Origin of the sequence: Streptomyces fragilis (assembly GCF_003112515.1) — a bacterium.
GTDB lineage: Bacteria > Actinomycetota > Actinomycetes > Streptomycetales > Streptomycetaceae > Streptomyces > Streptomyces fragilis.
Genome location: NZ_BEVZ01000002.1, coordinates 885,982 through 906,977, shown reverse-complemented (window position 1 = coordinate 906,977; position 20,996 = coordinate 885,982). Strand labels below are relative to the sequence as shown.

15 protein-coding genes and 1 pseudogene are annotated in these 20,996 nt (G+C 72.7%); 2 read left to right on the top strand and 14 right to left on the bottom strand.

Annotated features, from left to right (window positions below; all coding sequences use genetic code 11):
* Window positions 1–46: 46 nt before the first annotated feature.
* Together Sfr03f_RS05955 and Sfr03f_RS05950 are read right to left on the bottom strand one after the other, a co-directional pair.
* A complete protein-coding gene (locus Sfr03f_RS05955) occupies window positions 47–1,324 on the bottom strand; it encodes an aspartate aminotransferase family protein (protein ID WP_108953476.1) in 1,278 nt (425 codons plus the stop codon).
* Window positions 1,325–1,413: 89 nt separating this feature from the next.
* Complete coding sequence (locus Sfr03f_RS05950) at window positions 1,414–2,256, bottom strand: nitrilase-related carbon-nitrogen hydrolase (protein ID WP_108952621.1); 843 nt, start codon at window positions 2,254–2,256, stop codon at window positions 1,414–1,416.
* A 534-nt stretch (window positions 2,257–2,790) separates the two neighbouring features.
* On the opposite strand from Sfr03f_RS05950, the gene Sfr03f_RS05945 reads away from it, so the two are divergent.
* Window positions 2,791–5,490 carry an ATP-dependent Clp protease ATP-binding subunit gene (locus Sfr03f_RS05945; RefSeq protein WP_108952620.1) on the top strand — a complete coding sequence of 900 codons (2,700 nt, stop codon included), beginning with the start codon at window positions 2,791–2,793 and terminating at the stop codon, window positions 5,488–5,490.
* A gap of 216 nt (window positions 5,491–5,706) precedes the next feature.
* On the opposite strand, the gene ggt is transcribed toward Sfr03f_RS05945, so the two are convergent.
* The gene (ggt, locus tag Sfr03f_RS05940) at window positions 5,707–7,494 is read right to left on the bottom strand and encodes a gamma-glutamyltransferase (RefSeq protein ID WP_108953475.1); all 1,788 of its coding nucleotides are present in this window, start codon (window positions 7,492–7,494) and stop codon (window positions 5,707–5,709) included.
* Between the two features lie 198 nt (window positions 7,495–7,692).
* Between ggt and Sfr03f_RS05935 the strand changes: the two genes are divergently transcribed.
* A complete protein-coding gene (locus Sfr03f_RS05935; protein WP_174721535.1) occupies window positions 7,693–8,460 on the top strand; it encodes a hypothetical protein in 768 nt (255 codons plus the stop codon).
* Window positions 8,461–8,635: 175 nt separating this feature from the next.
* On the opposite strand, the gene Sfr03f_RS05930 is transcribed toward Sfr03f_RS05935, so the two are convergent.
* The 11 genes and pseudogenes from Sfr03f_RS05930 to Sfr03f_RS05875 all read right to left on the bottom strand — a co-directional run bounded on the left by Sfr03f_RS05930 (window position 8,636) and on the right by Sfr03f_RS05875 (window position 20,933).
* On the bottom strand, window positions 8,636–9,535 hold the full coding sequence (locus Sfr03f_RS05930; protein ID WP_108952618.1) for an amino acid ABC transporter permease: 900 nt from the start codon (window positions 9,533–9,535) through the stop codon (window positions 8,636–8,638).
* Complete coding sequence (locus Sfr03f_RS05925; RefSeq protein WP_108952617.1) at window positions 9,532–10,176, bottom strand: amino acid ABC transporter permease; 645 nt, start codon at window positions 10,174–10,176, stop codon at window positions 9,532–9,534. The genes Sfr03f_RS05930 and Sfr03f_RS05925 overlap by 4 nt, the downstream gene beginning before the upstream one ends.
* A gap of 18 nt (window positions 10,177–10,194) precedes the next feature.
* Window positions 10,195–11,178, bottom strand: coding sequence for a glutamate ABC transporter substrate-binding protein (locus Sfr03f_RS05920; protein ID WP_108952616.1), 984 nt, complete (start codon window positions 11,176–11,178; stop codon window positions 10,195–10,197).
* Window positions 11,179–11,191: 13 nt separating this feature from the next.
* A complete protein-coding gene (locus Sfr03f_RS05915; protein ID WP_108953474.1) occupies window positions 11,192–11,947 on the bottom strand; it encodes an amino acid ABC transporter ATP-binding protein in 756 nt (251 codons plus the stop codon).
* Between the two features lie 157 nt (window positions 11,948–12,104).
* Window positions 12,105–12,578, bottom strand: a complete 474-nt coding sequence (locus Sfr03f_RS05910; protein ID WP_108952615.1) for a DUF6278 family protein — start codon at window positions 12,576–12,578, stop codon at window positions 12,105–12,107.
* Between the two features lie 63 nt (window positions 12,579–12,641).
* The gene (locus tag Sfr03f_RS05905; RefSeq protein WP_108952614.1) at window positions 12,642–13,421 is read right to left on the bottom strand and encodes an exodeoxyribonuclease III; all 780 of its coding nucleotides are present in this window, start codon (window positions 13,419–13,421) and stop codon (window positions 12,642–12,644) included.
* Between the two features lie 73 nt (window positions 13,422–13,494).
* The gene (locus Sfr03f_RS05900) at window positions 13,495–14,130 is read right to left on the bottom strand and encodes an MBL fold metallo-hydrolase (protein ID WP_108952613.1); all 636 of its coding nucleotides are present in this window, start codon (window positions 14,128–14,130) and stop codon (window positions 13,495–13,497) included.
* A gap of 36 nt (window positions 14,131–14,166) precedes the next feature.
* Complete coding sequence (gene pcaDC / locus Sfr03f_RS05895) at window positions 14,167–15,450, bottom strand: bifunctional 3-oxoadipate enol-lactonase/4-carboxymuconolactone decarboxylase PcaDC (protein WP_108952612.1); 1,284 nt, start codon at window positions 15,448–15,450, stop codon at window positions 14,167–14,169.
* A 521-nt stretch (window positions 15,451–15,971) separates the two neighbouring features.
* Window positions 15,972–17,603 (bottom strand): annotated as a pseudogene (locus Sfr03f_RS05890) (glycoside hydrolase family 43 protein); the annotation flags it as partial.
* Window positions 17,604–17,732: 129 nt separating this feature from the next.
* Entirely contained in the window at window positions 17,733–19,067 is a 1,335-nt protein-coding gene (locus tag Sfr03f_RS05885) for a glycoside hydrolase family 43 protein (RefSeq protein WP_245967417.1), read from the bottom strand.
* Window positions 19,068–19,268: 201 nt separating this feature from the next.
* The gene (locus Sfr03f_RS05875) at window positions 19,269–20,933 is read right to left on the bottom strand and encodes a glycoside hydrolase family 27 protein (protein WP_108952608.1); all 1,665 of its coding nucleotides are present in this window, start codon (window positions 20,931–20,933) and stop codon (window positions 19,269–19,271) included.
* Window positions 20,934–20,996 lie beyond the last annotated feature (63 nt).

The following is a 20,996-nucleotide window of genomic DNA, read 5'->3' as shown; positions in this document are numbered from 1 at the left end:
CCTTCCGTGACGGATTCGGGGGTGACGGGGCGCGCGGCCCCGGGCGTCACCCCGCGATGCGGCGCAGGACCCTCTCGAGGATCGCCGCTCCCTCCTCCGCCTCGGCGGCCGTGAGGGACAGCGGCGGGGCGATGCGCAGCGCGCTGGTGTCGTGGCCGCCGCCCTTGCCGATCAGCAGGCCCTCCTCGCGGGCGCCCTCCAGGACGGCCGCGGCCGCCTCGGGGTCGGCCAGGTCGGTGCCGGGCCGGACGAGTTCGATGCCGATCATCAGGCCGCGGCCCCGGACCTCGCGCACGCCGGGCAGGGCGGAGCAGGCGGTCCGCAGCCTCTCCAGGAGCGGGCCGCCGACCCGGCGGGCGTTGCCCTGGAGGTCGTTGCGGAGCAGGTGGTCCAGGTTGGCGAGGGCGGCGGCCATGGTGACCTGGGTGCCGCCGAAGGTGGAGATGGAGTTCGCGTCGAGGCAGTTCATGATCTCGGCGCGGGCGATCACGCCGCCGACCGACATGCCGTTGCCGATGCCCTTGGCGAAGGTGACGATGTCGGGCGGGCCGTTGCGGTCGTGCGCCTGCCAGCCCCAGAAGTGGTCGCCGGTGCGTCCCCAGCCGGTCTGCACCTCGTCGGCGATCCACAGCACGCCCTGCTCGGCGAGGACCTCGCGGAACGCGGCGTACAGCCCGTCCGGCGGGGAGGTGAACCCTCCGACCCCCTGCACCGGTTCGGCGATCAGCGCGGCCGGCGCGCGCACGTGGCCGAGCAGGTCGCGCAGGTCGGCGACGCAGGCGGCGGTGAACGCCTCGTCGTCCAGGTGCGCGTACGGCCCGCGGTGGCGGACGCCGCCGTGGACGTAGAGGGTCTGCAGCGGGGACAGCGAGGTCGGCGACCAGCCGCGGTTGCCGGTGACGGAGACGGTGGAGAAGGACCGGCCGTGGTAGCTGTTGCGCATGGCCAGGATCTGGTTGCTGCGCCGGTAGGTGGTGGCGAGCAGCAGCGCGGTGTCGTTCGCCTCGGTGCCGGAGGTGGTGAAGAAGACCCGGGCGTCCGGGATGCCGGACAACTCGGCGATGCGTTCGGCGAGTTCGACCATCGGCCGGTTGAGGTAGAGCGTGGAGGAGTGCAGCAGCCGGCCAGCCTGTCCGGTGACCGCCTTGGCGACCTCGGGGAGGGCGTGGGCGGTCATCGTGGTGAGGATGCCGCCGAAGAAGTCGAGGTACTCGCGGCCCTGGGCGTCCCGGACGCGGCGTCCCTCGCCCTCGACGATCTCCAGGGGGTCGTCGTAGTAGAGGGCCAGCCAGTCGGGGAGCACGGCCCGGTGCCGGCCGAGCAGTCCCGCCGGGCCGCGGGCCTCGTCCGCGGCGGCCGACGCGCCGTCGCGGGCCTCGCCGGCGGCGGCCGGGGCCGTCTCGTCCGTCGCCGTCACGGCTGCACCAGTCCCTGGTAGGCGTCGGGCCGGCGGTCGCGGTAGAAGGCCCACTGCTGCCGGACCTCCTCGATGAGACCGAGGTCGAGGTCGCGCACGACGAGTTCCTCCTCCTTGTCGCTGGCCACGTCACCGACGAACCGGCCGCGCGGGTCGACGAAGTAGCTGGTGCCGTAGAAGTCGTTGTCGCCATAGGGTTCCTGGCCGACGCGGTTGATGGCGGCGACGAAGTACTCGTTGGCGACCGCGGCGGCGGGCTGTTCGAGCTGCCACAGGTAGGCGGACAGGCCGCGCGAGGTGGCGGACGGGTTGTAGACGAGCTGGGCGCCGTTGAGCCCGAGCTGGCGCCAGCCCTCGGGGAAGTGCCGGTCGTAGCAGATGTAGACGCCGACCTTGCCGACCGCGGTGTCGAAGACCGGCCATCCCAGGTTGCCCGGCTTGAAGTAGTACTTCTCCCAGAAGCCCTTGACCTGCGGGATGTGGTGCTTGCGGTACTTGCCCAGGACCGTTCCGTCCGCGTCGACGACGACCGCGGTGTTGTAGTAGAAGCCGCTCTGCTCGACCTCGAAGACCGGCACCACGATCACCATGCCGGTCTCGCGGGCCAGGGCCCGCATCCGGGTCACGGTGGGGCCGTCGGGGACGGGTTCGGCCCACCGGTAGTGCTCCGGGTCCTGGACCTGGCAGAAGTAGGGGGCGTTGAAGACTTCCTGGAAGCCGATGACCCCGGCGCCCTGCCGGGCCGCCTCACGGGCGTGTTCCTCGTGCTTGGCGATCATGGACTCGGTGTCGCCGGTCCAGGTGGCCTGGACCAGGGCTGCGCGTACGACGTTGGCCACGAGCTGCTCCTTCGACGGAACGTCAGAGGGCCTCTACTGCAGGGACTCACCGCTGGGCGAAAGGATCCGGTCGATCCGCCGGGTCGGCCGCAACCGCCGGAATCTCGAACTTAGGACGCCCCGGGGGCCTTGCCAAGACCATCCCGGCAAAGCCGTCGAGTCACCGCGCATCACCACCCTTGCGGGCCAGCCGCGCACCGCCGGCGCCCGGCCGGGCCGACGCCGGTGTTCGGCCGGCCGGACGCCGGTGTCCGGGCCCCGTCCCGCGGGAGGACCGCGAGGCCTTCCCGCACCAGGTAAGACCGCGCGGGCCGCGTCCCTCAGGAGCGTGGCCCGCGCCGTCCGTGCCGGGTGCCCCGTCGCGCCGCGCGGCGCGCGCGACGCAATCATCCGGTCACTCAAGGTGAGGGGCGAGATGGCGGCCGCCCGGTCGGCCGAGGTGTAGCCACCTGCCGCAGGGGCACCCGGCGGGCGCACGGACTGTCGACCTCGTGCGCCCGCGCGATGCAGGGGGCGCGCCGAAACGGATGGCTGATGACCAGCGGATTCCCGGGTCCGCAGGGCTACGGCTCGGACCCCTTCGCAGAATTCTTCGCACGCCTGTTCAGCAGCGGACTCTTCGGTCCCGCACCGTCGGCCCGGGGGTCCGGCGGCGGATCCCCGGGGCAGGGCGGCGGCAACGGCGCCCCGCCGCGGCGCGTGGACATCGGCCGCCTGATGAGCCGGCCCGCCCAGGACCTGGTGCGTGCCGCGGCCGCCTACGCGGCCGAGCACGGCAGCCGCGACCTGGAGACCGAGCACCTGCTGCGCGCCGCCCTGGCCATCGAGCCGACCCGCAGTCTGATCGCCCGGGCGGGCGCCGACCCGGACGAGCTGGCGGCGGACATCGACAGCCGCTCCGCCGCCCCCGCGGGTGACGAGACCCCGCCGGCCTCGGTGGCGATGACCCCGGCCGTCAAGCGCGCCCTGCTGGACGCGCACGAGCTGGCCCGCAGCCGCGGCGACGGCTACATCGGCCCCGAGCACGTGCTGAGCGCGCTGGCCGAGAACCCCGACTCGGCGGCCGGCCACATCCTCAGCACGGCCCGTTTCGCACCCACTCCCCCGCCGGAGGGCCAGGAGCCGTCGGCCGGCGCGGGCGGCCGGGTCCCCGCCGGTTCGACCGCCGTGCGCCGCCATCCCGAACAGCCCCAGCACGGCATGAACACGCCGAACCTGGACCGCTACGGCCGCGATCTCACCGAGCTGGCGCGGCAGGGCCGGATCGACCCCGTGATCGGGCGCGAGGAGGAGATCGAGCAGACCGTCGAGGTCCTCTCCCGGCGGGGCAAGAACAACCCGGTGCTGATCGGCGACGCCGGCGTGGGCAAGACCGCGATCGTGGAGGGCCTCGCCCAGCGGATCGCGGACGACGACGTCCCCGACGTGCTCGCCGGCCGCCGCGTGGTCGCCCTGGACGTGTCCGGCGTGGTGGCGGGCACCCGCTACCGCGGCGACTTCGAGGAGCGGCTCAACGGGATCATCGACGAGATCCGCGCCCATCCCAGCGAACTGGTCGTCTTCATCGACGAACTGCACACGGTGGTCGGCGCCGGAGGCGGCGGCGAGAGCGGCGGGATGGACGCGGGCAACATCCTCAAGCCCGCCCTGGCCCGCGGCGAACTGCACGTGGTGGGAGCCACCACGCTGGAGGAGTACCGCAGGATCGAGAAGGACGCGGCGCTGGCCCGCCGCTTCCAGCCGGTCATGGTGCCCGAGCCGTCGGTGGCGGACGCCATCGAGATCCTGCGCGGCCTCGCCGACCGCTACGAAGCCCACCACCAGGTGCGTTACACCGACGAGGCACTGGTGGCGGCGGTGGAGCTCTCCGACCGGTACCTCACCGAGCGGTTCCTGCCGGACAAGGCGATCGACCTGATGGACCAGGCCGGCGCCCGGGTCCGGCTGCGCTCGCGCGGCCGGCGCACCGACGTGCGGGCGCTGCAGCGTGAGGCGGAGCAGCTGACCCGCGACAAGGACCAGGCGGTCGCCGCCGAGCAGTACGAGGAGGCGATGCGGCTGCGCGACCGGATCGAGGAGGTCCGGGCGCGCGTCGAGGCGGCGGGCCAGGAGGAGCAGCCCGACGAGGGGCAGAACCTGGTGGTCACGGTGGAGTCGATCGCCGAGGTGGTCTCCCGGCAGACGGGCATTCCGGTGGCCAGCCTGACCGCCGAGGAGAAGGACCGGCTGCTGCACCTGGAGGAGCACCTGCACGAGCGGGTGGTCGGCCAGGACGAGGCCGTGCGGGTGGTCTCCGACGCCGTGCTGCGGGCCCGAGCCGGTCTGGCCGGACCGGACCGGCCGATCGGCAGCTTCCTCTTCCTGGGCCCGACCGGCGTCGGGAAGACGGAGCTGGCGCGGGCGCTGGCGGAGGCGCTGTTCGGCAGCGAGGAGCGGATGGTCCGGCTCGACATGAGCGAGTACCAGGAGCGCCACACGGTGAGCCGCCTGGTCGGGGCCCCGCCCGGGTACGTCGGGCACGAGGAGGCCGGCCAGCTCACCGAGGTGGTGCGGCGCCACCCGTACTCGCTGCTGCTGCTCGACGAGGTGGAGAAGGCGCACCCGGACGTCTTCAACATCCTGCTGCAGGTGCTGGACGACGGCCGGCTGACGGACTCCCAGGGCCGCACCGTGGACTTCACCAACACGGTGATCGTGATGACCTCCAACCTGGGGTCCGAGGTGATCGTCCGGGGCGGCGGCGCGCTGGGGTTCACCGCCGCGGACGCCGCCGTGGACGAGGAGGCGCGCCGGGAGCGGGTGCTGCGGCCCCTGCGGCAGCACTTCCGGCCGGAGTTCCTCAACCGGATCGACGAGATCGTGGTGTTCCGTCAGCTCACCGACGTGCAGCTGCGGCAGATCACCGACCTGATGCTGGAGCGGACCCGCCGCCGGCTGCACGCGCAGGACGTCACGGTGCGGTTCACCGACCAGGCGGTGGACTGGCTGGCGCGCCACGGCCACCAGCCGGAGTACGGCGCCCGTCCGCTGCGCCGCACCATCCAGCGGGAGGTCGACAACGAGCTGTCCCGGATGCTGCTGGACGGCCGGCTGTCCGGCGGCGGGCGGGTCGTGGTCGAGGTCGGCGAGGACGACCGTCCCGCGTTCCGGGTGGAGAGCGCCGGCTCGACCGCCGCGGGCGGGGACGCCCCACCGGAGCCGCCCTTCGGCGGCTCCGGCGGCACGGGTTCCTGACCGCGCGGCCGTCTCCCGCGCCGAAGGCGCCGCCCGGCCTGTGCCGGGCGGCGCCTGTCGTGTGCCGAGCTCCGCCTGTCGTGTGCCGGGCGGCGCCTGTCGTGTGCGTCCGGTCCCCGCCGCGGTACGCCCGCAGCCGTCGTACGCGACGGGACCGTTCGCGGCGGGACCCCGCGTGGCGTGACCCCGCGTGGCGGGGCCGTGCGGGGCGGCTCGTCAGCCGGCCGGGCGGACCACCATGGCGGAGCCGCCGCCCCGGCGGACGGTTTCCGCGGCCGCGGTCCAGCGGCCGTCGGGCAGCCGCTGCACGCCGGTGGCCGCGCCGATCTCCGGGTTGCGGCTGAACACGTGCCCGATCGCCTCGAGTTCGGCGCGCACCGGGCTGTCGTACAGCCCGGGTTCGAGCTCGGTGCGGGCCGCGTTGCGCTGGCTCGCGCGCGGGGCCGCGATGGCGTCCACCAGCGGCAGTCCCCGGTCGACGACTCCGGTGAGGGTCTGCAGCACAGTGGTGATGATGGTCGCGCCGCCCGGCGAGCCGAGCGCCAGCACCGGCCTGCCCTTGCCGTCGAGCACGATCGTCGGGGACATGGAGGAGCGCGGCCGCTTGCCCGGACCGGGCAGGTTCGGGTCGTGCACGGCCGGGTTCGCCGGGGCGAAGGAGAAGTCGGTCAGCTCGTTGTTCAGCAGGAACCCGCGGCCCGGCACGGTGATGCCGCTGCCGCCGGTCTGCTCGATGGTGAGCGTGTACGCGACGACGTTGCCCCACTTGTCGGCGACCGTGAGGTGCGTGGTGCTCTCGCCCTCGTAGGTGGTGGGGGCGGCCTGCCCGCCCGCGGCGCAGGCCGCGGGGTGACGCGGGTCGCCGGGCGCGACGGGGCTGGTGAGCACCGCGTCGTCCTTGATCAGGCAGGCGCGGGAGTCGGCGAACTCCTGGGAGAGCAGTTCGCGGGTCGGCACGTCCTCGAAGGCGGGGTCGCCGACCCAGCGGCCGCGGTCCGCGAAGGCGAGGCGGCTCGCCTCGATGTAGCGGTGCAGGTACTGTGCCTGGCTCGCCCGGGAGAGGTCGGTCCGCTCCAGGATGTTGAGGGCCTCGCCGACGGTGGTGCCGCCGGACGAGGAGGGCGCCATGCCGTGGACCTTCAGCCCGCGGTAGCCGACGGCGGTGGGCGCCTGCTCCTTGACGCGGTAGCGCGCCAGGTCCCGCTCCTCGAGTCGTCCGGGCCGCGCGCGGTAGTCCGAACCGGGGGCCACCGGCGGGTGGTTGACCGTCTCGACGACGTCCTCGGCGATCGGGCCGCGGTACATGACACCGGCGCCCTCCCGTGCCATCCGGGCGTAGGTGCGGGCCAGGTCGGGGTTCTTGAGGGTCGAGCCCACCTCGGGCAGCCGGCCGCCGGGCAGGAAGAGCTCGACGGTGGCGGGGAAGTGGCGGAAGCGGGCCTCGTTGGCGGCGGTCTGCGAGCGGAACGTTTCGTCGACCGTGAAGCCGTCACGGGCCAGCCTCTCGGCCGGCGCCAGCACGCCGGACAGCCGCTTGCTGCCCCACTTCTCCAGGGCCTTCTCCCACGTCGCGGGGGTTCCGGGGGTGCCGACGCTCAGCCCGCTGGTGACGGCCTCGGCGAACGGGACGGGGGTGCCGTCCTCGAGGAACAGGTCGCTCCCGGCGCTCAGCGGCGCGGTCTCCCGCCCGTCGAGGGTGTGCACGCTGCGGGAGCGGGCGTCGTAGAACACGAAGTAGCCGCCTCCGCCGACACCGGCCGAGTACGGCTCGGTGACGCCGAGGGCGGCGGCCGTGGCGACCGCCGCGTCGACCGCGTTGCCGCCCTTCTTGAGGATCTCCAGCCCCGCTGCGGTGGCGTCGGCGTCGACGCTGGAGACGGCCCCGCCGTAGCCCGTGGCCACCGGTGTCTTGACGGGACCCGGGCCGCCCGGCGGGCCGCCCGGCACCGCCTGGGCCGGCGCGGCGACGGTGAGCGAGGAGACGAGGGCGGCCGAGAGGGCCAGGACCGCACCCCTTGTGCGCCGTCGCGTTCCGGGCGCTCTGGCCGCTCCGGTCCTGTTCCGTGTGACGGGCTGGGGTGTGACGGAAAGACGCACCTTTACCTCCGGTCATCGGTAATCGCCGCAGCCTAGCCCAAATTGCCGTGCACACTTCAGAGGCGCGCTCGAACGCCTGATGGGTGCCCGCTAGGCTGCGCGCCCATGAATACCGTCGTGCTGTACCTCGTCCTCGCCGTGGCCGCCCTCTGCGTGGGCGCGGCACTGGGCTGGCTGCTCCGCGGCCGCCTCGCCGACCGCCGCCTGAGCCGCAAGCAGGCCTTCTTCGGACTGCCCGACAACGCGGAGTCGCTGCTGGTCGTCAACCGCGATCCGGGGGCCGGCCCGGAGCTCACCGTGGTGCGGCACGACGCCTTCGCGCTGCTGGAGCTCGCCGCCGTCGTCAAGGACTGCAAGGCCCACGCGCAGCTGGTGCCGCACGACGCGGCGCAGCAGAGCTTCGGCGAGCGGACCGAGTTCTGCGTCGGCGGGCCAGGCGCCAACCGGCGGCTGGCGGCGCACCTGCACTCGCTGCTGCCCGGGGTGCGGATCAACACGGAGCCGGACGCGGGCCCGGACCGCGGCGCGTTCCAGATCGGCACCGAGCGCTACCGGATGGAGCCCGGCACGGAGGAGTACGTGCTGCTGGCCCGGCTGACGGCGGGCCAGGGCAAGGGAGCGCGGCCGGTGTTCCTCTTCTGCGGCCAGCGGGCCATCACCAACCAGGCGGCCACCCGCTACCTGGCCCGCAACCACGAGAAGCTGGCGCGCAAGTACGACGGCGGCTCGTTCGTCCTGCTGCTCAAGGTGGTGAACTCGGCCGCCTACGGCGCGGACGTCGTCGAACTGGTGGGCGACGTCACCAAGGCGGCGCAGTCGGCCCCCACGGTCAAGACCCTGCAGACGCAGCCCAAGCACCGGGCGGGTTCGTGAAGCGAGCGCCCCGGACTTCTCCGGTGCCGGGCGGCCGGGCTCGGATCCGGCCGGCGCGCAGCTGACCTTCTCCCCGAGCGTCCCGGACCGTCTTGCGGACGGTCCGGCACCGCGCGAGCAGTGATCTCCGGCTGCTGCCGGGCGGATCCAGGGGTGCCCTGTGAGCCGCCGCTCCCTACGGCCTGTCGGCCGTGGGCGGGGCCTCGCCCGGCAGCAGTGGTCCCGGTCCGCCCGGGGCCACGTCGACGGCCTCGGTCTTCGGGTTGCGCCGCTGGCGCCGGGCGACCCACCCGGCGAACCAGGAGAGCAACATGCACATCCCGATGTAGACCGGCGAGATCACCAGGACCACGGGGATGAAAGGCAAATCATAGTCAAGGTTCGACGCGATGAGTTTCCCGGCGTGCAGAAACTCCTCGTAGGTGATCAGGAAGCCCAGCGAGGTGTCCTTCAGGGCGACCACCAGCTGGCTGATGATCGAGGGCAGCATGGCCCGCGCCGCCTGCGGCGCCAGCACGTACGTCATCACCTGCGACTTGCGCATGCCGAGGGCGTACGCGGCCTCCCGCTGGCCCCGGTCCACCGAGTTGACGCCGGAGCGGAAGACCTCGGCGAGCACCGATCCGTTGTAGAGCGTCAGGCCGGTGACCAGCGCGGGCAGCGGGCGCACCTCGAGCGCCACGAACACGAAGAAGATCATCACCAGCACGGGCATGGCCCGGAAGAACTCCACCAGCAGGGTGGAGACCCAGCGCAGCGCCCGGTGCTCGGAGAGCCGCCCCATCGCCAGCACCACGCCCAGCAGGAGCGAGAGCACCGCGGCGATGGCGAAGGCCTTGAGGGTGTTCCCCAGGCCGCGCAGCAGCAGTTCCTGGATGCCCTTGTACTGGAACGGCGTCCACTTGGCGGCCTCGAACTGCCCGGTGTCCACCAGCAGGTACACCAGCCAGCCGAGCAGCGCCAGGATCACCAGGGTGGCCGCCGCCCCGTAGAGACGGTGACGGGCACGGGCCTTGGGGCCCGGGATGTCGTAGAGGGCGGTGGGCGTGTGCTCGGCCCGCGCGGTCGAGGTCATCGGGGCACTCCCCACGTGCGCTCCAGCACGTTGAAGAGCGCGCTGATGGCGAGGGTGATGATCAGGTAGCCGGCGGCGATCCAGACGAAGGTCCACACGACGTCGTAGCCGAGCTCGCCCAGCGTCTTGTAGACGCCGAGCAGTTCGGTGACGCTGAAGGCGCCCGCGATGGCCGAGTTCTTGGCGAGGGCGATCAGGGTGGAGCCGATCGGCGGGATGACGGTGCGAAAGGCCTGCGGCAGGATGACGTGCGACAGGGTCTGGCCGAACGTCATGCCGAGGCTGCGGGCCGCCTCGCCCTGTCCGCGCGGCACGGTGTTGATGCCCGAGCGCAGCGCCTCGCAGATGAACGCCGAGGTGTAGCAGCCCAGCGCCAGCACCGCGAAGACGGTGAACGGCAGCACCAGTCCGAAGCGGGGCAGGCCCAGCAGGACGGCGAAGAACAGCAGGGTCAGCGGGGTGTTGCGCAGCACCGTCACCCACACCGTGCCGATCACCCTGAGCGATCCGACCGGGGCGACCCGGAAGGAGGCCATCAGGAAGCCCAGCACCAGGGCGAGCAGTGAGGCGAAGAAGGTGAGCTCGACGGTGCCGAGGAAGCCCTCGCCGTAGGTGGAGAAGTTGTCGGTCAGTACGTTCACGTCAGGTTCCGGTCCTCGTCAGCCCGCCGGGTAGCGGTCGATGGGGGGCGGCTCGGGCGCCGGCACCCCGGACAGGCCGAGGGTGGCCTCGTAGGCCCGTTTCCAGTCGCCGTTCTTCTGCCGCTCCTCCAGGGCGTCGTCGAGCGCGAACCGCAGCGCGTTGTCCTCCCTGGGCACGCCGATGCCGTAGGGCTCCTCGGAGAAGGGCTTGCCCACCACCTTCAGTTCCTCGGGGACCTTCGCGGCGTAGCCGATGAGGATGGCGTCGTCGGTGGTCACCGCGTCGACCTGATAGGTCAGCAGGTTGTCGACGCAGACCGAGTAGGAGTCGTAGGCGACCAGGTCGGCCTCGGGGAAGTCGTCCCTGATGCGCTGGTAGGGCGTGGAGCCGGACGCCGAGCAGACCCGCTTCCCGGAGAGGTCCTCGGGGCCCTTGATCTCCGTCTCGTCCTTGCGGACCAGGAGGCCCTGGCCGGCCATGTAGTACGGCCCGGCGAAGCCGACCAGCTTCTTGCGGTTGTCGTTGATGGTGTACGTGCCGACGTAGAAGTCGACCTGCCCGTTCTGCAGCGCCGTCTCGCGGTTGGCGGAGGCGATGGTCTTGAACCGGATGCGGTCCGGGTCGAGGCCGAGGGAGGCGGACATCATGCGGGCGATCTCGATGTCGAAGCCGGTGAACTCGCCGCTGGCCGGGTCCCGTTCGCCGAGGAAGGGCTGGTCCTCCTTGGCTCCGACGACGAAGTACCCGCGGCGCTCGGCGCGCACCCAGGTGGGCGAGTCGGGCAGCCGGAAGTCCTCGTTCACGGTGTAGGTGGGGAGCGCGTCCTGGGCCGGGCCCTTCACGGGAGGGCTGCCGTCCTTGCCGCAGGCGGCCGCGGCGAGGGCCAGGGCGGCGGCGAGGAGGGCGCGGACGACGGTGCGGGGTGCCCGGGCGGATGCCCGGGACGTGCGGGCGGGGACGCGGGGAGCGTGGACGGGGGCGCTGCGTGCGGGGTTCTTCATGGCGGGGCCCCGGTCAGTGCTTGAGGATCTTGGAGAGGAAGTCCCTGGCCCGCTCGCTGTGCGGGTCGGTGAAGAACTCCTCGGGGGGACGGTCCTCGACGATCTTCCCGTCGGCCATGAAGACGACGCGGTTGGCGGCGGAACGGGCGAAGCCCATCTCGTGGGTGACCACCACCATGGTCATGCCCTCGTCGACCAGTTGCCGCATGACCTCGAGCACCTCGTTGATCATCTCCGGGTCGAGCGCGGAGGTCGGCTCGTCGAAGAGCAGGACGGTGGGCTCCATGGCCAGGGCGCGGGCGATGGCCACCCGCTGCTGCTGGCCGCCGGAGAGCTGGGCGGGGTACTTGTCGGCGTGGGCGGCGAGTCCCACCCTCTCCAGCAGCTCACGCGAGCGCCGGTCGGCGTCCTCACGCTTGCGGCGGCGGACCTTGATCTGCGCCAGCGACACGTTCTGCAGGACCGTCTTGTGGGCGAAGAGGTTGAACGACTGGAACACCATCCCGACCTCGGCGCGCAGCCCGGCGAGCGCCTTGCCCTCCTCGGGGAGGGGGCGGCCCTCGAGGTGGATGGCGCCGGACTCGACGCTCTCCAGCCGGTTGATCGCCCTGCACAGGGTGGACTTGCCCGACCCGGAGGGGCCGATGACCACGACCACCTCCCCGCGGGAGACGGTCAGGTTGATGTCCTGGAGGACGTGCAGGTCGCCGTAGTGCTTGTTGACGCCTCGCAGTTCGATCAAAGGCTCGATCGGAGGATCGAAGGCCATGCCCAGCCCCATTGCTCATCGCCGTGTCGTCAGGTCCGTAAACTATCCCTGACCGGGCGACAAGTGACGGAGACACGCACTTCGGACACCGCTCCTCCGGTCGAGCGAGGGCATCAGGAACCGCGGCGCGGGCGACGGGTGCGCGGGGCGGGTGCTGTCAGGATTCGGAGGCCTCGGCGTAGACGTGGGACAGCTCGGGGGAACCGTCCGTCGCCCAGCCCCTCCCCGTCTCGACGACGTCCAGTTCACGCCCGGAGGCGAGCCGGACCACCGGCCGCCCGTTCGGCCAGATCTCCCACACCGCCCCCGGCACCGTGCGCACCACGACGCTGCCGAGGTACAGCCCCGCGTCGTTGCCCAGCCGCAGGACCGTCTCCTCGTCGTCGCGCCACCGCGGCGCGAGCTGGTCGAGCGCCTCCAGGGAGGCGGGCGAGTCGTCCAGCTCGACGCCCTCCCCCGCGGCGTGCGCGCGCAGCAGCTCGCACTCGGCGAGCAGCTCGGCGATCGCCCCGGCCGCCGCGAGGTCGCCCGCGCCCGCGCCGGCCCCCGGGCCGGAACCGCCCACGAGCAGTGCCGTTCCCCGGGACGGACCGTGCCTCTTGCGCCAGTGGTCCAGGAAGGGGATGTTCATGCCGTCCAGACTGGCACCGGCCCCGGCCCCTGGCCATGGGGCGCGCGGGCCGGATCCGGCCGGTCAGACCTCGAGGTCGACCACGACCGGCGCGTGGTCGGACGCGCCCTTGCCCTTGCGCTCCTCACGGTCGACGTACGCGTCCTTGGCCGCCTCGGCGAACGCCTCGTTGCCGAAGACCAGGTCGATCCGTATGCCGCGGTTCTTGGGGAAGGCCAGCTGGCGGTAGTCCCAGTAGGTGTACGGGCGGTCGTACTTGAGCGGCCGCGGCACCACGTCCCGCAGGCCGGTCTCCCGCAGCGCGGCGAGCGCCGCCCGCTCGGCCGGGGTGACGTGGGTGAGGCCCTCGAAGGCCGCCACGTCGTAGACGTCCTCGTCGGCCGGGGCGACGTTGTAGTCGCCCATCACGGCGAACGGGCGGCTCCCCTGCGCGTCGCCGGCCACCGCGGCCCGCAGCGCCTCGAACCACTGCAGCTTGTAGGCGTAGTGCGGGTGGCCGACCTCACGGCCGTTGGGCACGTACACCGACCAGACCCGCACCGGGCCACAGGTCGCCGAGATCGCGCGCGGCTCCTCGACGCCCTCGTAGCCCGGGTCGCCCGGCAGGCCCTTGACGACGTCCTCCAGGCCCGCCTTGGAGAGGATCGCCACGCCGTTCCACCGGCCCGTGGCGTTGACCGCGGCCTCGTAGCCCGCCTCGCGCAGCTGCTCGAAGGGGAACTGCGCCTCGGCGACCTTGGCCTCCTGCAGGCACAGCACGTCCGTGCCGCTGGCCTCGAGCCAGGCCAGCAGCCTGGGGAGACGGGCGGTGATCGAGTTCACGTTCCAGGTGGCGATACGCATGGGACCACGCTACCGGCTGGGTCCGACAGTCCCGCGTGGGACGGCCGGGGCGTGCCGTCCCACGCGGCGGAGGTCACAGCTCGGCCGAGTCCCCCGAGGCGAGCCGCAGGTGCTCCGCGCCGCCGAGGGCGCCGATCTGCCGGTCGTAGATCGGCCGGGCCAGGTCGGTGAGCAGGGCGTCGTGCACGTCGTAGGCCCGCTGCGGCTTGACCTCGCGGACGTAGTCGATCACCTCGGAGAGCTTGCTCCAGGGCGCCTGCACCGGCAGCAGCAGCGTCTCCACCGTGGCGTACTGCGGCACGGTGAGCGCGTCGCCGGGGTGGAAGACGCGGCCGTCGACCAGGTAGCCGACGTTGGTGACCCGCGGGATGTCCGGGTGGATCACCGCGTGCAGCTCGCCGTGCACCTGGACGTCGAACCCGGCGACGGTGAAGGCGTCGCCGTTGCCGACCGCGTGCACGCGGCCGGGGAAGGCGGCGGAGATCGAGTCGGCGACGGCGGCCAGGGTCCAGATCTCGGTCCCCGGGCTCGCCTCCAGTGCCGCGCGCAGCCGGGCCTCGTCGAAGTGGTCGGGGTGCTCGTGGGTGACCAGGACGGCGTCCGCCCCCGCGAGGGCGTCCTCCTCGGTGAACATGCCGGGGTCGATGACGAGCACGCCGCCGTCCTTCTCCAGACGGACGCAGGAGTGGGACTTCTTGATGAACTTCATGCCCCCATCCTGCCTCGCCGCGGTGCCGCGCGGCGTTCACTCCTGGGGCATGGTCTCCTCCCGCACCACCTGCCGTGCGATGGCGAACGCGCGGTTGGCGGCGGGCAGTCCGCAGTGCACGGCGGTCTGCAGCAGCACCTCGCGGATCTCGTCGGGGGTGAGTCCGCCCCGCAGCGCGCCGCGGGTGTGGGCGGCGAACTCCTCCCAGTGGCCGCCGGCGACCAGCGCGCCGAGGGCGACACAGCTGCGGGAGCGGCGGTCCAGGCCCGGCCGGCTCCACACGTCGCCCCAGGCGTGGCGGGTGACCAGCTGCTGGAAGTCGTCGGAGAACTCGTCCGCCTCGTCCAGCGCGCGGTCCACGTAGGCGTCGCCGAGGACCTCCCGGCGGACCTTGAGTCCGGTGTCGTACAGGTCGGCGTGGTGGCCCGCCGCGGACCGGTCGGGGGCGGGGGCCAGTTCCGCGATCGGCATGGCCCGGGGGCGGGACACGTTCTGGCTCACGGAGGAGACCGACGGTCCGGCGGAGCCCTCGGGGCCGGCCTGCCAGGCGGAAGAGAAGTGCCGCACCAGCAGGTCGGTGACGGCGGCGGGCTGTTCCACCGGCACCAGGTGGGAGGCGCCGGGCACCACCGCGAGACGGGCGTCGGGGATGCCGGCGACCAGGGTGCGCGCCTCGGCGGGGCCGGTGACCTGGTCGTCGGACCCGGCCAGCACCAGCGTCGGCACGCCGATGCGGCCCAGTTCCGCGCGCACGTCGAACCCGGCGAGCGCCTCGCAGGCGGCGATGTAGCACCCGGGGTCCGTGGTGCGGACCATCTGTACGGCCCACTCGGTGATGGCGGGCTGGGCGGCGGCGAACCCGCCGGTGAACCAGCGTTCCGGGGACGACCGGGCGATCAGCTCCAGTCCGTTGCTGCGCACCACCACGCCGCGCTGGCGGAACTCGTCCGGGGTGCCGAAGCGGGGCGAGGCGGCGATCAGTGCCAGCGAGGCGACCCGTCCGGGGTGCCGCAGCGCCAGCTCCAGACCGACCGCGCCGCCCAGCGCGCAGCCCGCGTAGCCGAAGCGGTGGACACCCAGCCCGTCGAGGGTGGCCAGCAGCCGGGCCGCCAGCTCGGCGACCGACCCGGCGGGGTAGGCGGGCGCCCCGCCGTGGCCGGGCAGGTCCCAGCGCAGCACGCGCCACTGCCGGGCGAGTTCGGGTACCTGCCGGTCCCACATGTGCCAGGTGGTGCCGAGGGAGGGCCCGACGATCAGCACGGGAGCGTGTTCTGGCCCGTCGAAGCGGAACTGCAGGGCCGGGGTCTTCGTCTCACTCACGCTCCGACCTTCTCATCCGTCACCGCCGCCCCGGTAACCGAGGGGACGCCGGGCGCCGTCCCGATCGGGTGGTGCGCCTTTCGGGCGGCGCCGGCGCGTCAGGCCGGGGCGAGGGTGAACGACTCCCAGGGACCGATCGAGGTGCGGTTGGCGATCAGCGGTGAGGCGCCGCCGTCCTCGGCGCTGACGTAGCGGTCGTTGGCCCGTGCGCGCAGGCTGACGGTGCCGTCGGAGTTGTTCACCCGGCGGAACGTCTCCCAGTTGCCCGCGGTGGTGCGGTTGGCGATCAGCGGGGAGGCCCCGGCGTTGTCGGCGCAGACGAAGCGGTCGTTCGCGTGGGACCGCAGCGCGACGTCGCCGTTGCCGAGGTCGACGAGGTCGAACGTCTCCCAGGTGCCGACGCCGGTGCGGGCGGCGATCAGCGGGGAGGCCCCGGCGTTGTCGGCGCTGACGTAGCGGTCGTTCGCGCGGGCGCGGAGGCTGACGGTGGCGGTGGAGCCGGGGGCGGAGCCGGTTCCGGCGGTCAGTTCGAAGCGCTCGACGCGCACCGAGCCGCCGAGCGCGACGGTGGCGTAGTTGAAGATCGCGAAGCGGTAGCCCATGAAGAACTGCCACGCGTTCTTGAGCGTCAGGGCCGGCCCCAGCGGTGAGAACCTGACGCCGTCGGTGCTGTAGGAGAAGGTTCCCTGGCGTCCGCTGCCGGGGCGGATGTCGGCGGTGGCGCGCAGCCAGATCCTGCTGCCCGTGACGGACGCTCCGGCGGCCTCGGCTCCCGTGCTGCTGGTGGTCCAGTCGCTGTTCATGGTGATGCCGTTCACCATCACCACGCGGGTCGTGCCGTTGTCGCGCTTGAGGCCGATCCAGGCCGAGGAGTCGCGCAGGAGGGCGAGTCCGCTGCGGTCGCCGTCCCGCATGCCGGAGTGGTCGAGGACCACGGTCGCGGTGGAGGTGGGGCCCTGGATGCGGTGGGTGAGCGTGTTGCGGGCGGAGTAGAGGTCGAAGGTGGTGGTGGCGGTCCGCAGCGTGAGCCCGCCGCCGACGGTGAACCGGCTGGTGTCCGGGTTGTGGTTCCACTCCCACTGGGGGCCGAGCGCGGGCCCCGGGAAGGTGTCGACGCCGGTGAGCGGCCTGGTCGCGCGGGGCGGGGGCGGCAGCTCGGGGGCGGGGTACGAGGACCCCCACGCGCCGTTGACGAGCTGCAGGACGGGCCAGCCGTCGGAGGTCCAGGTGACGGGTGCGAGGGCCGGCACGCGGCCGCCGGGATAGGCGTCCACGAACGCCATGTAGTACCACTGGCCCTGCGGGGTGCTCACCAGCCCTCCCTGGTGCGGGACGCCCCCGCCGGGTATCGGCCCCGGCAGGTCCAGCAGCAACTGCCGCATGGTGTAGGGGCCGAACGGGCCGGAGTCCGACTTCAGGACGTACTGCCCGTTCGCCGGCCGGGTGACAAAGATGTAGTAGCGGCCGTTGATCTTGTAGAAGCGGGAGCCCTCCAGCGTCCCGACGGAGGAGGGGGTGACGAACACCTCCTGCGCCCGGACCTGGGACCGGGCGTCACCGGAGAGCTGGGCGACGCTGATGCGGGTGTTGCCGTAGGCCACGTACATCGTGTCGTCGTCGTCGACGAGCAGCCCCGCGTCGTAGTAGACCTGCGGCAGTTCCGCGCGCCGCGTCCAGGGGCCCTCGACCGTCCTGGCGGTGTACACGTAGGTCTTGGCGAAGTCGATCTGGCCGATCCAGTAGAACGTGTCGTCGCTGCGGCGGTGGTTGAGCGAGGACGCCCAGATGCCGCGCACGTACCCGCGCCCTCCGGACAGGTCGTACTTGGCGCCGAAGTCCAGCACCGGCACGGAGTGGCCGGCGAACTCCCAGTCGACCAGGTTCCACGAGCGCAGGACGGGAGCCCCGGGCGAGTAGTGCATGGTGGACGCCGACATGTAGTAGGTGTCGCCGACCCGGATGATGTCGACGTCCGCGAAGTCCTGCCAGACGACGGGGTTGGTGTAGGAGGCCGCGGCCAGGGCGCCCGCCGCGGGGGTGAGGGCGCCGGAGGCGGAGGCCGCGTGGGCGCGTGACGTCGCCGCGGCGAGGGCGGCGCCGGTGGCCGCCGTGAACACGGTTCTGCGGCTGAGGGGGTGGTGGAGCCAGGACATGGGGGTGCTCCTTCGCGTCGGAGGGCTGGAGAAGCGGGTGCGGGGGCGCGCGGTGGGTCCCGGCCGGACGGACGGTCCGGCCGGGAGCGTGCGCGGTGACAGCGGGAGTGGGGGCGGGGCCGGGCGCCGTCAGGCGGTGAACTGCCACCAGTTGACGTTGAAGAGGTAGCCGCTGCCGCCCGTGTAGCGGAAGTACACGTCACGGGTGCCTCCGGCGCCGGTCACCGGGCAGGAGACGGTCGTCCAGCTCTGCCAGCCCCCGGTGCCCGGGACGGTGCAGGTGCCGGCGAGGGGACCGGTGGCGCTGTCCAGGCGGACCTCGATCCTGCCGCCCGAGGCGGCCGAGGCGACCCTGGCCTGGAAGGAGCGGGCGCCGGCGCCGAACGCCGCGCCCTTGACCTTGATCCAGTCACCGTTCTCGATGTAGCCGACGTTCATGCCGCCCTCGGTGGACGTCTCCGTCTCGACGCCGGTGGCCCAGGCGATGGTCTCCGCCTCCTGCCGCACGTAGGGGTTCAGCGTGCCCACCTGCGGAGCCCCGGCCGAGGTCATGTTGATCGTCGGGATGGTGCCGTCGGCCCTGTACGCGAACTTCTCCACGGCCACCGACCGGGTGAAGCCGCCCCCGCCCGGCAGCGCGCCGTTGTGGTAGAAGAAGTACGAGTTCCCGGCGAAGTCGACGATGCCCGGATGGTTGGTGAAGCTGGAACCCTGCGTGGGCATGATCGTGCCCCGGTAGGTCCAGGGCCCGGTGGGGCCGGGAGCGGTCGAGTAGCCGATGAACTCGGAGCAGCAGGCCGCCGCGAACACCAGGTGGTAGAGGCCGTTGCGCTTGTAGACCCACGGCCCCTCCTCGTACAGGGTGGGACGCTCCGTGTTGCCGGTGCGGGTCCCGAAGCCCTGGGTGGTGAGGGGGATCCGGGTCGGCGCTCCCGCGTAGGAGGTCATGTCGGCGTTCAGCCGCACGTACCAGAGGTTCGGGTTCCCCCAGTACAGGTAGGCCTGGCCGTCGTCGTCGACGAACACGGTGGGATCGATCTCGCCGTTCTCCACCAGCGGGCGTCCCAGGGCGTCCCGGAAGGGGCCGGTGGGCGAGTCGGCGACCGCCACGCCGATGGCCATGCGGCCGGTGGAACGGTTCTTCATCGGGGCGTACCAGTAGAACTTCCCGTTGCGCGCGACGACCTGGCCCGCCCAGGCGTCGGCGCTGGCCCAGCTGAACGTGGCGAGGCTCATCGGGGAGCCGTGGTCGGTCCAGTTGGTCATGTCGGAGGACGAGTAGACCCGCCACTCCTTCATGGTGAACCAGGTGGAGCCGTCCTCGTCGTGGCCCGTGTACAGGTACACCCGGCCGTTGTGGACGAGGGGAGCCGGATCGGCCGTGTAGACGGTCTGCACGAGGGGGTTGTCCGCGTGGGCGACGGACGGCTGGAAGAGCGTCAGGAAGCACAGGAGACTGATCACCCATGCGAGGCCGCGGCGGGAGACGGGCCTGGGGCGGAGCGATGACTGGTGCGGCACCGGTCGTCCTCTTTCCGTGTGGGGGGCGGGTGCGGTGTGCGAGCGGGTGCACGGACCCGCGGCGGGTGCGGACCGGCCGCGCGGGGCCTCGCTCCGCCGGGGGGAGGACCGGTCGGAGCGAGGCGCCCTGCGGCGGTCACCTCGTCAGGTGCGGCTCCACCTCTGATTGCTCTGCCCGTTGCAGCTCCACAGGACGAGCCGGCTCCCGTTGGCCGTGGCGGCCCCCTCGACGTCCAGGCAGAGGCCGGAGAGGGTGTTGCGGATCGATCCGTCGGAGGCCAGGGTCCACTTCTGGTTGTCCTGGCCGTTGCACGGCCAGGTGATCACCCGGGTGCCGTTGGTGGTTCCCCGCTCGTAGGCGTCGAGGCACTTGTCGCCGAACACGCGGATCTCGCCGCCCGCCCACGTCGTCCACAGCTGGTTGGCGGCGGTGTGGCAGTCCCAGACGAGGACGGTCGCGCCCGTGGCGGTGGAGGCGTTGTCCACGTCCACGCAGCGGCCCGAGCCGGCACCGCGCAGCCGCGCGGTCTGGTGGGACAGCGGGGTGCCGCCGGACACGCGGAACACGGCGATGCCGTGGGAGGGCACGGAGGCCGAGATCTGGCCGCCGCTGCTCGAGTTGGCGCCGGTCCACAGGTCGGTCAGGGTGAACGAGGTGCCGGACAGGCCGATCTGGGCCGCCGTGGTGCTCACGGTCGCGGTGCCGCCGCCGCGGTTGAGCAGTCCCACGGCCACCGAGCCGTCGGCCAGCTCCTTCGCGAAGACCTCGGTGTTGCCGTCGTCGCGCACCCTCCGCCCGCCGGCGCCCAGGGCGTCCTGGTCGACGGCGATCAGCCGGGGGTTGCGCAGGACGGCGCTGATGTCGGCGGACATCGACCGCACGTCGTTGCCGGCCATCAGCGGCGAGCCCATGAGCGCCCACAGCGCGAAGTGCGAGCGCGACTCGGTCAGGGTGAGTCCGGGCCGTCCGACCACCAGCATGTCCGGGTCGTTCCAGTGTCCGGGGCCCGACTGGGCGGCCAGGGGGGCGGTGACGTCCAGGACGTTGCCCACGCCCATCGGGTAGCTGTTGACGTTGCCGTTCTGCCAGATGTCCAGCAGGTCCTCGGTGGTGCGCCACATGTCGGCGACCTCGCCCCAGTTGTACTTGTCGCCGGTGATGGCGTGGTAGCTGTTGGGGTTGATGCTGTAGACGATCGGGCGCCCCGTGGCGCGCAGCGCGTCGCGCATGATCGCGAACCGGGCGACCTGCTGGTCGCGGGTGCCGTTGCCGGAGCACCAGTCGTACTTGAGGTAGTCCACGCCCCACGAGGCGAAGGTGCGGGCGTCCTGCGCCTCGTGGCCGAGGCTTCCGGTGGCGCCGGGGAAGGCGCCGCCGCCCTGGGCGCAGGTCTTCTCGTTCGGCACCTGGTAGATGCCGAACTTCAGGCCGAGGGAGTGGATGTGGTCCCCGAGCGCCTTCATGCCGCTGGGGAACTTGGTCGGGTGCGCGCGCAGGTTGCCCTGGGCGTCACGCTGCGGGTCGAACCAGCAGTCGTCGACGACCACGTAGCGGTAGCCCGCGTCCCGCATCCCGGAGGAGACCATGGCCTCGGCGGCCTGGCGGACCTGTGTCTCGGTGACCTGACAGCCGAAGCTGTTCCAGCTGTTCCAGCCCATCGGCGGGGTGAGCGCCGGGCTGCCGGGCGCCGCCTGCGCCTCGGGTGCGGCCTGCGCCTCGGGCGCCTGGGGCGTGGCCACCAGGAGAGCCAGCACCGCGGCCGCGGTGGTGAGGAGGCAGGACAGTCGCCTGGGTAATCGTGCGGTCATCGTCGTCCCTTCGACATCGAGCGGCTCCGTCGGCGCGTGGCGTCGGCGAGGCGTCCCGGAAGC

What these genes read in the sequence shown, in the direction of transcription:
- Sfr03f_RS05945 (WP_108952620.1), top strand. Translation starts at nt 2,791, where the DNA reads ATGACCAGCGGATTCCCGGGTCCGCAGGGCTACGGCTCGGACCCCTTC.
- Sfr03f_RS05935 (WP_174721535.1), top strand. Translation starts at nt 7,693, where the DNA reads ATGAATACCGTCGTGCTGTACCTCGTCCTCGCCGTGGCCGCCCTCTGC.
- Sfr03f_RS05930 (WP_108952618.1), bottom strand. Translation starts at nt 9,535, where the DNA reads ATGACCTCGACCGCGCGGGCCGAGCACACGCCCACCGCCCTCTACGAC.
- Sfr03f_RS05920 (WP_108952616.1), bottom strand. Translation starts at nt 11,178, where the DNA reads ATGAAGAACCCCGCACGCAGCGCCCCCGTCCACGCTCCCCGCGTCCCC.
- Sfr03f_RS05915 (WP_108953474.1), bottom strand. Translation starts at nt 11,947, where the DNA reads ATGGCCTTCGATCCTCCGATCGAGCCTTTGATCGAACTGCGAGGCGTC.
- Sfr03f_RS05910 (WP_108952615.1), bottom strand. Translation starts at nt 12,578, where the DNA reads ATGAACATCCCCTTCCTGGACCACTGGCGCAAGAGGCACGGTCCGTCC.
- Sfr03f_RS05905 (WP_108952614.1), bottom strand. Translation starts at nt 13,421, where the DNA reads ATGCGTATCGCCACCTGGAACGTGAACTCGATCACCGCCCGTCTCCCC.
- Sfr03f_RS05900 (WP_108952613.1), bottom strand. Translation starts at nt 14,130, where the DNA reads ATGAAGTTCATCAAGAAGTCCCACTCCTGCGTCCGTCTGGAGAAGGAC.
- Sfr03f_RS05875 (WP_108952608.1), bottom strand. Translation starts at nt 20,933, where the DNA reads ATGACCGCACGATTACCCAGGCGACTGTCCTGCCTCCTCACCACCGCG.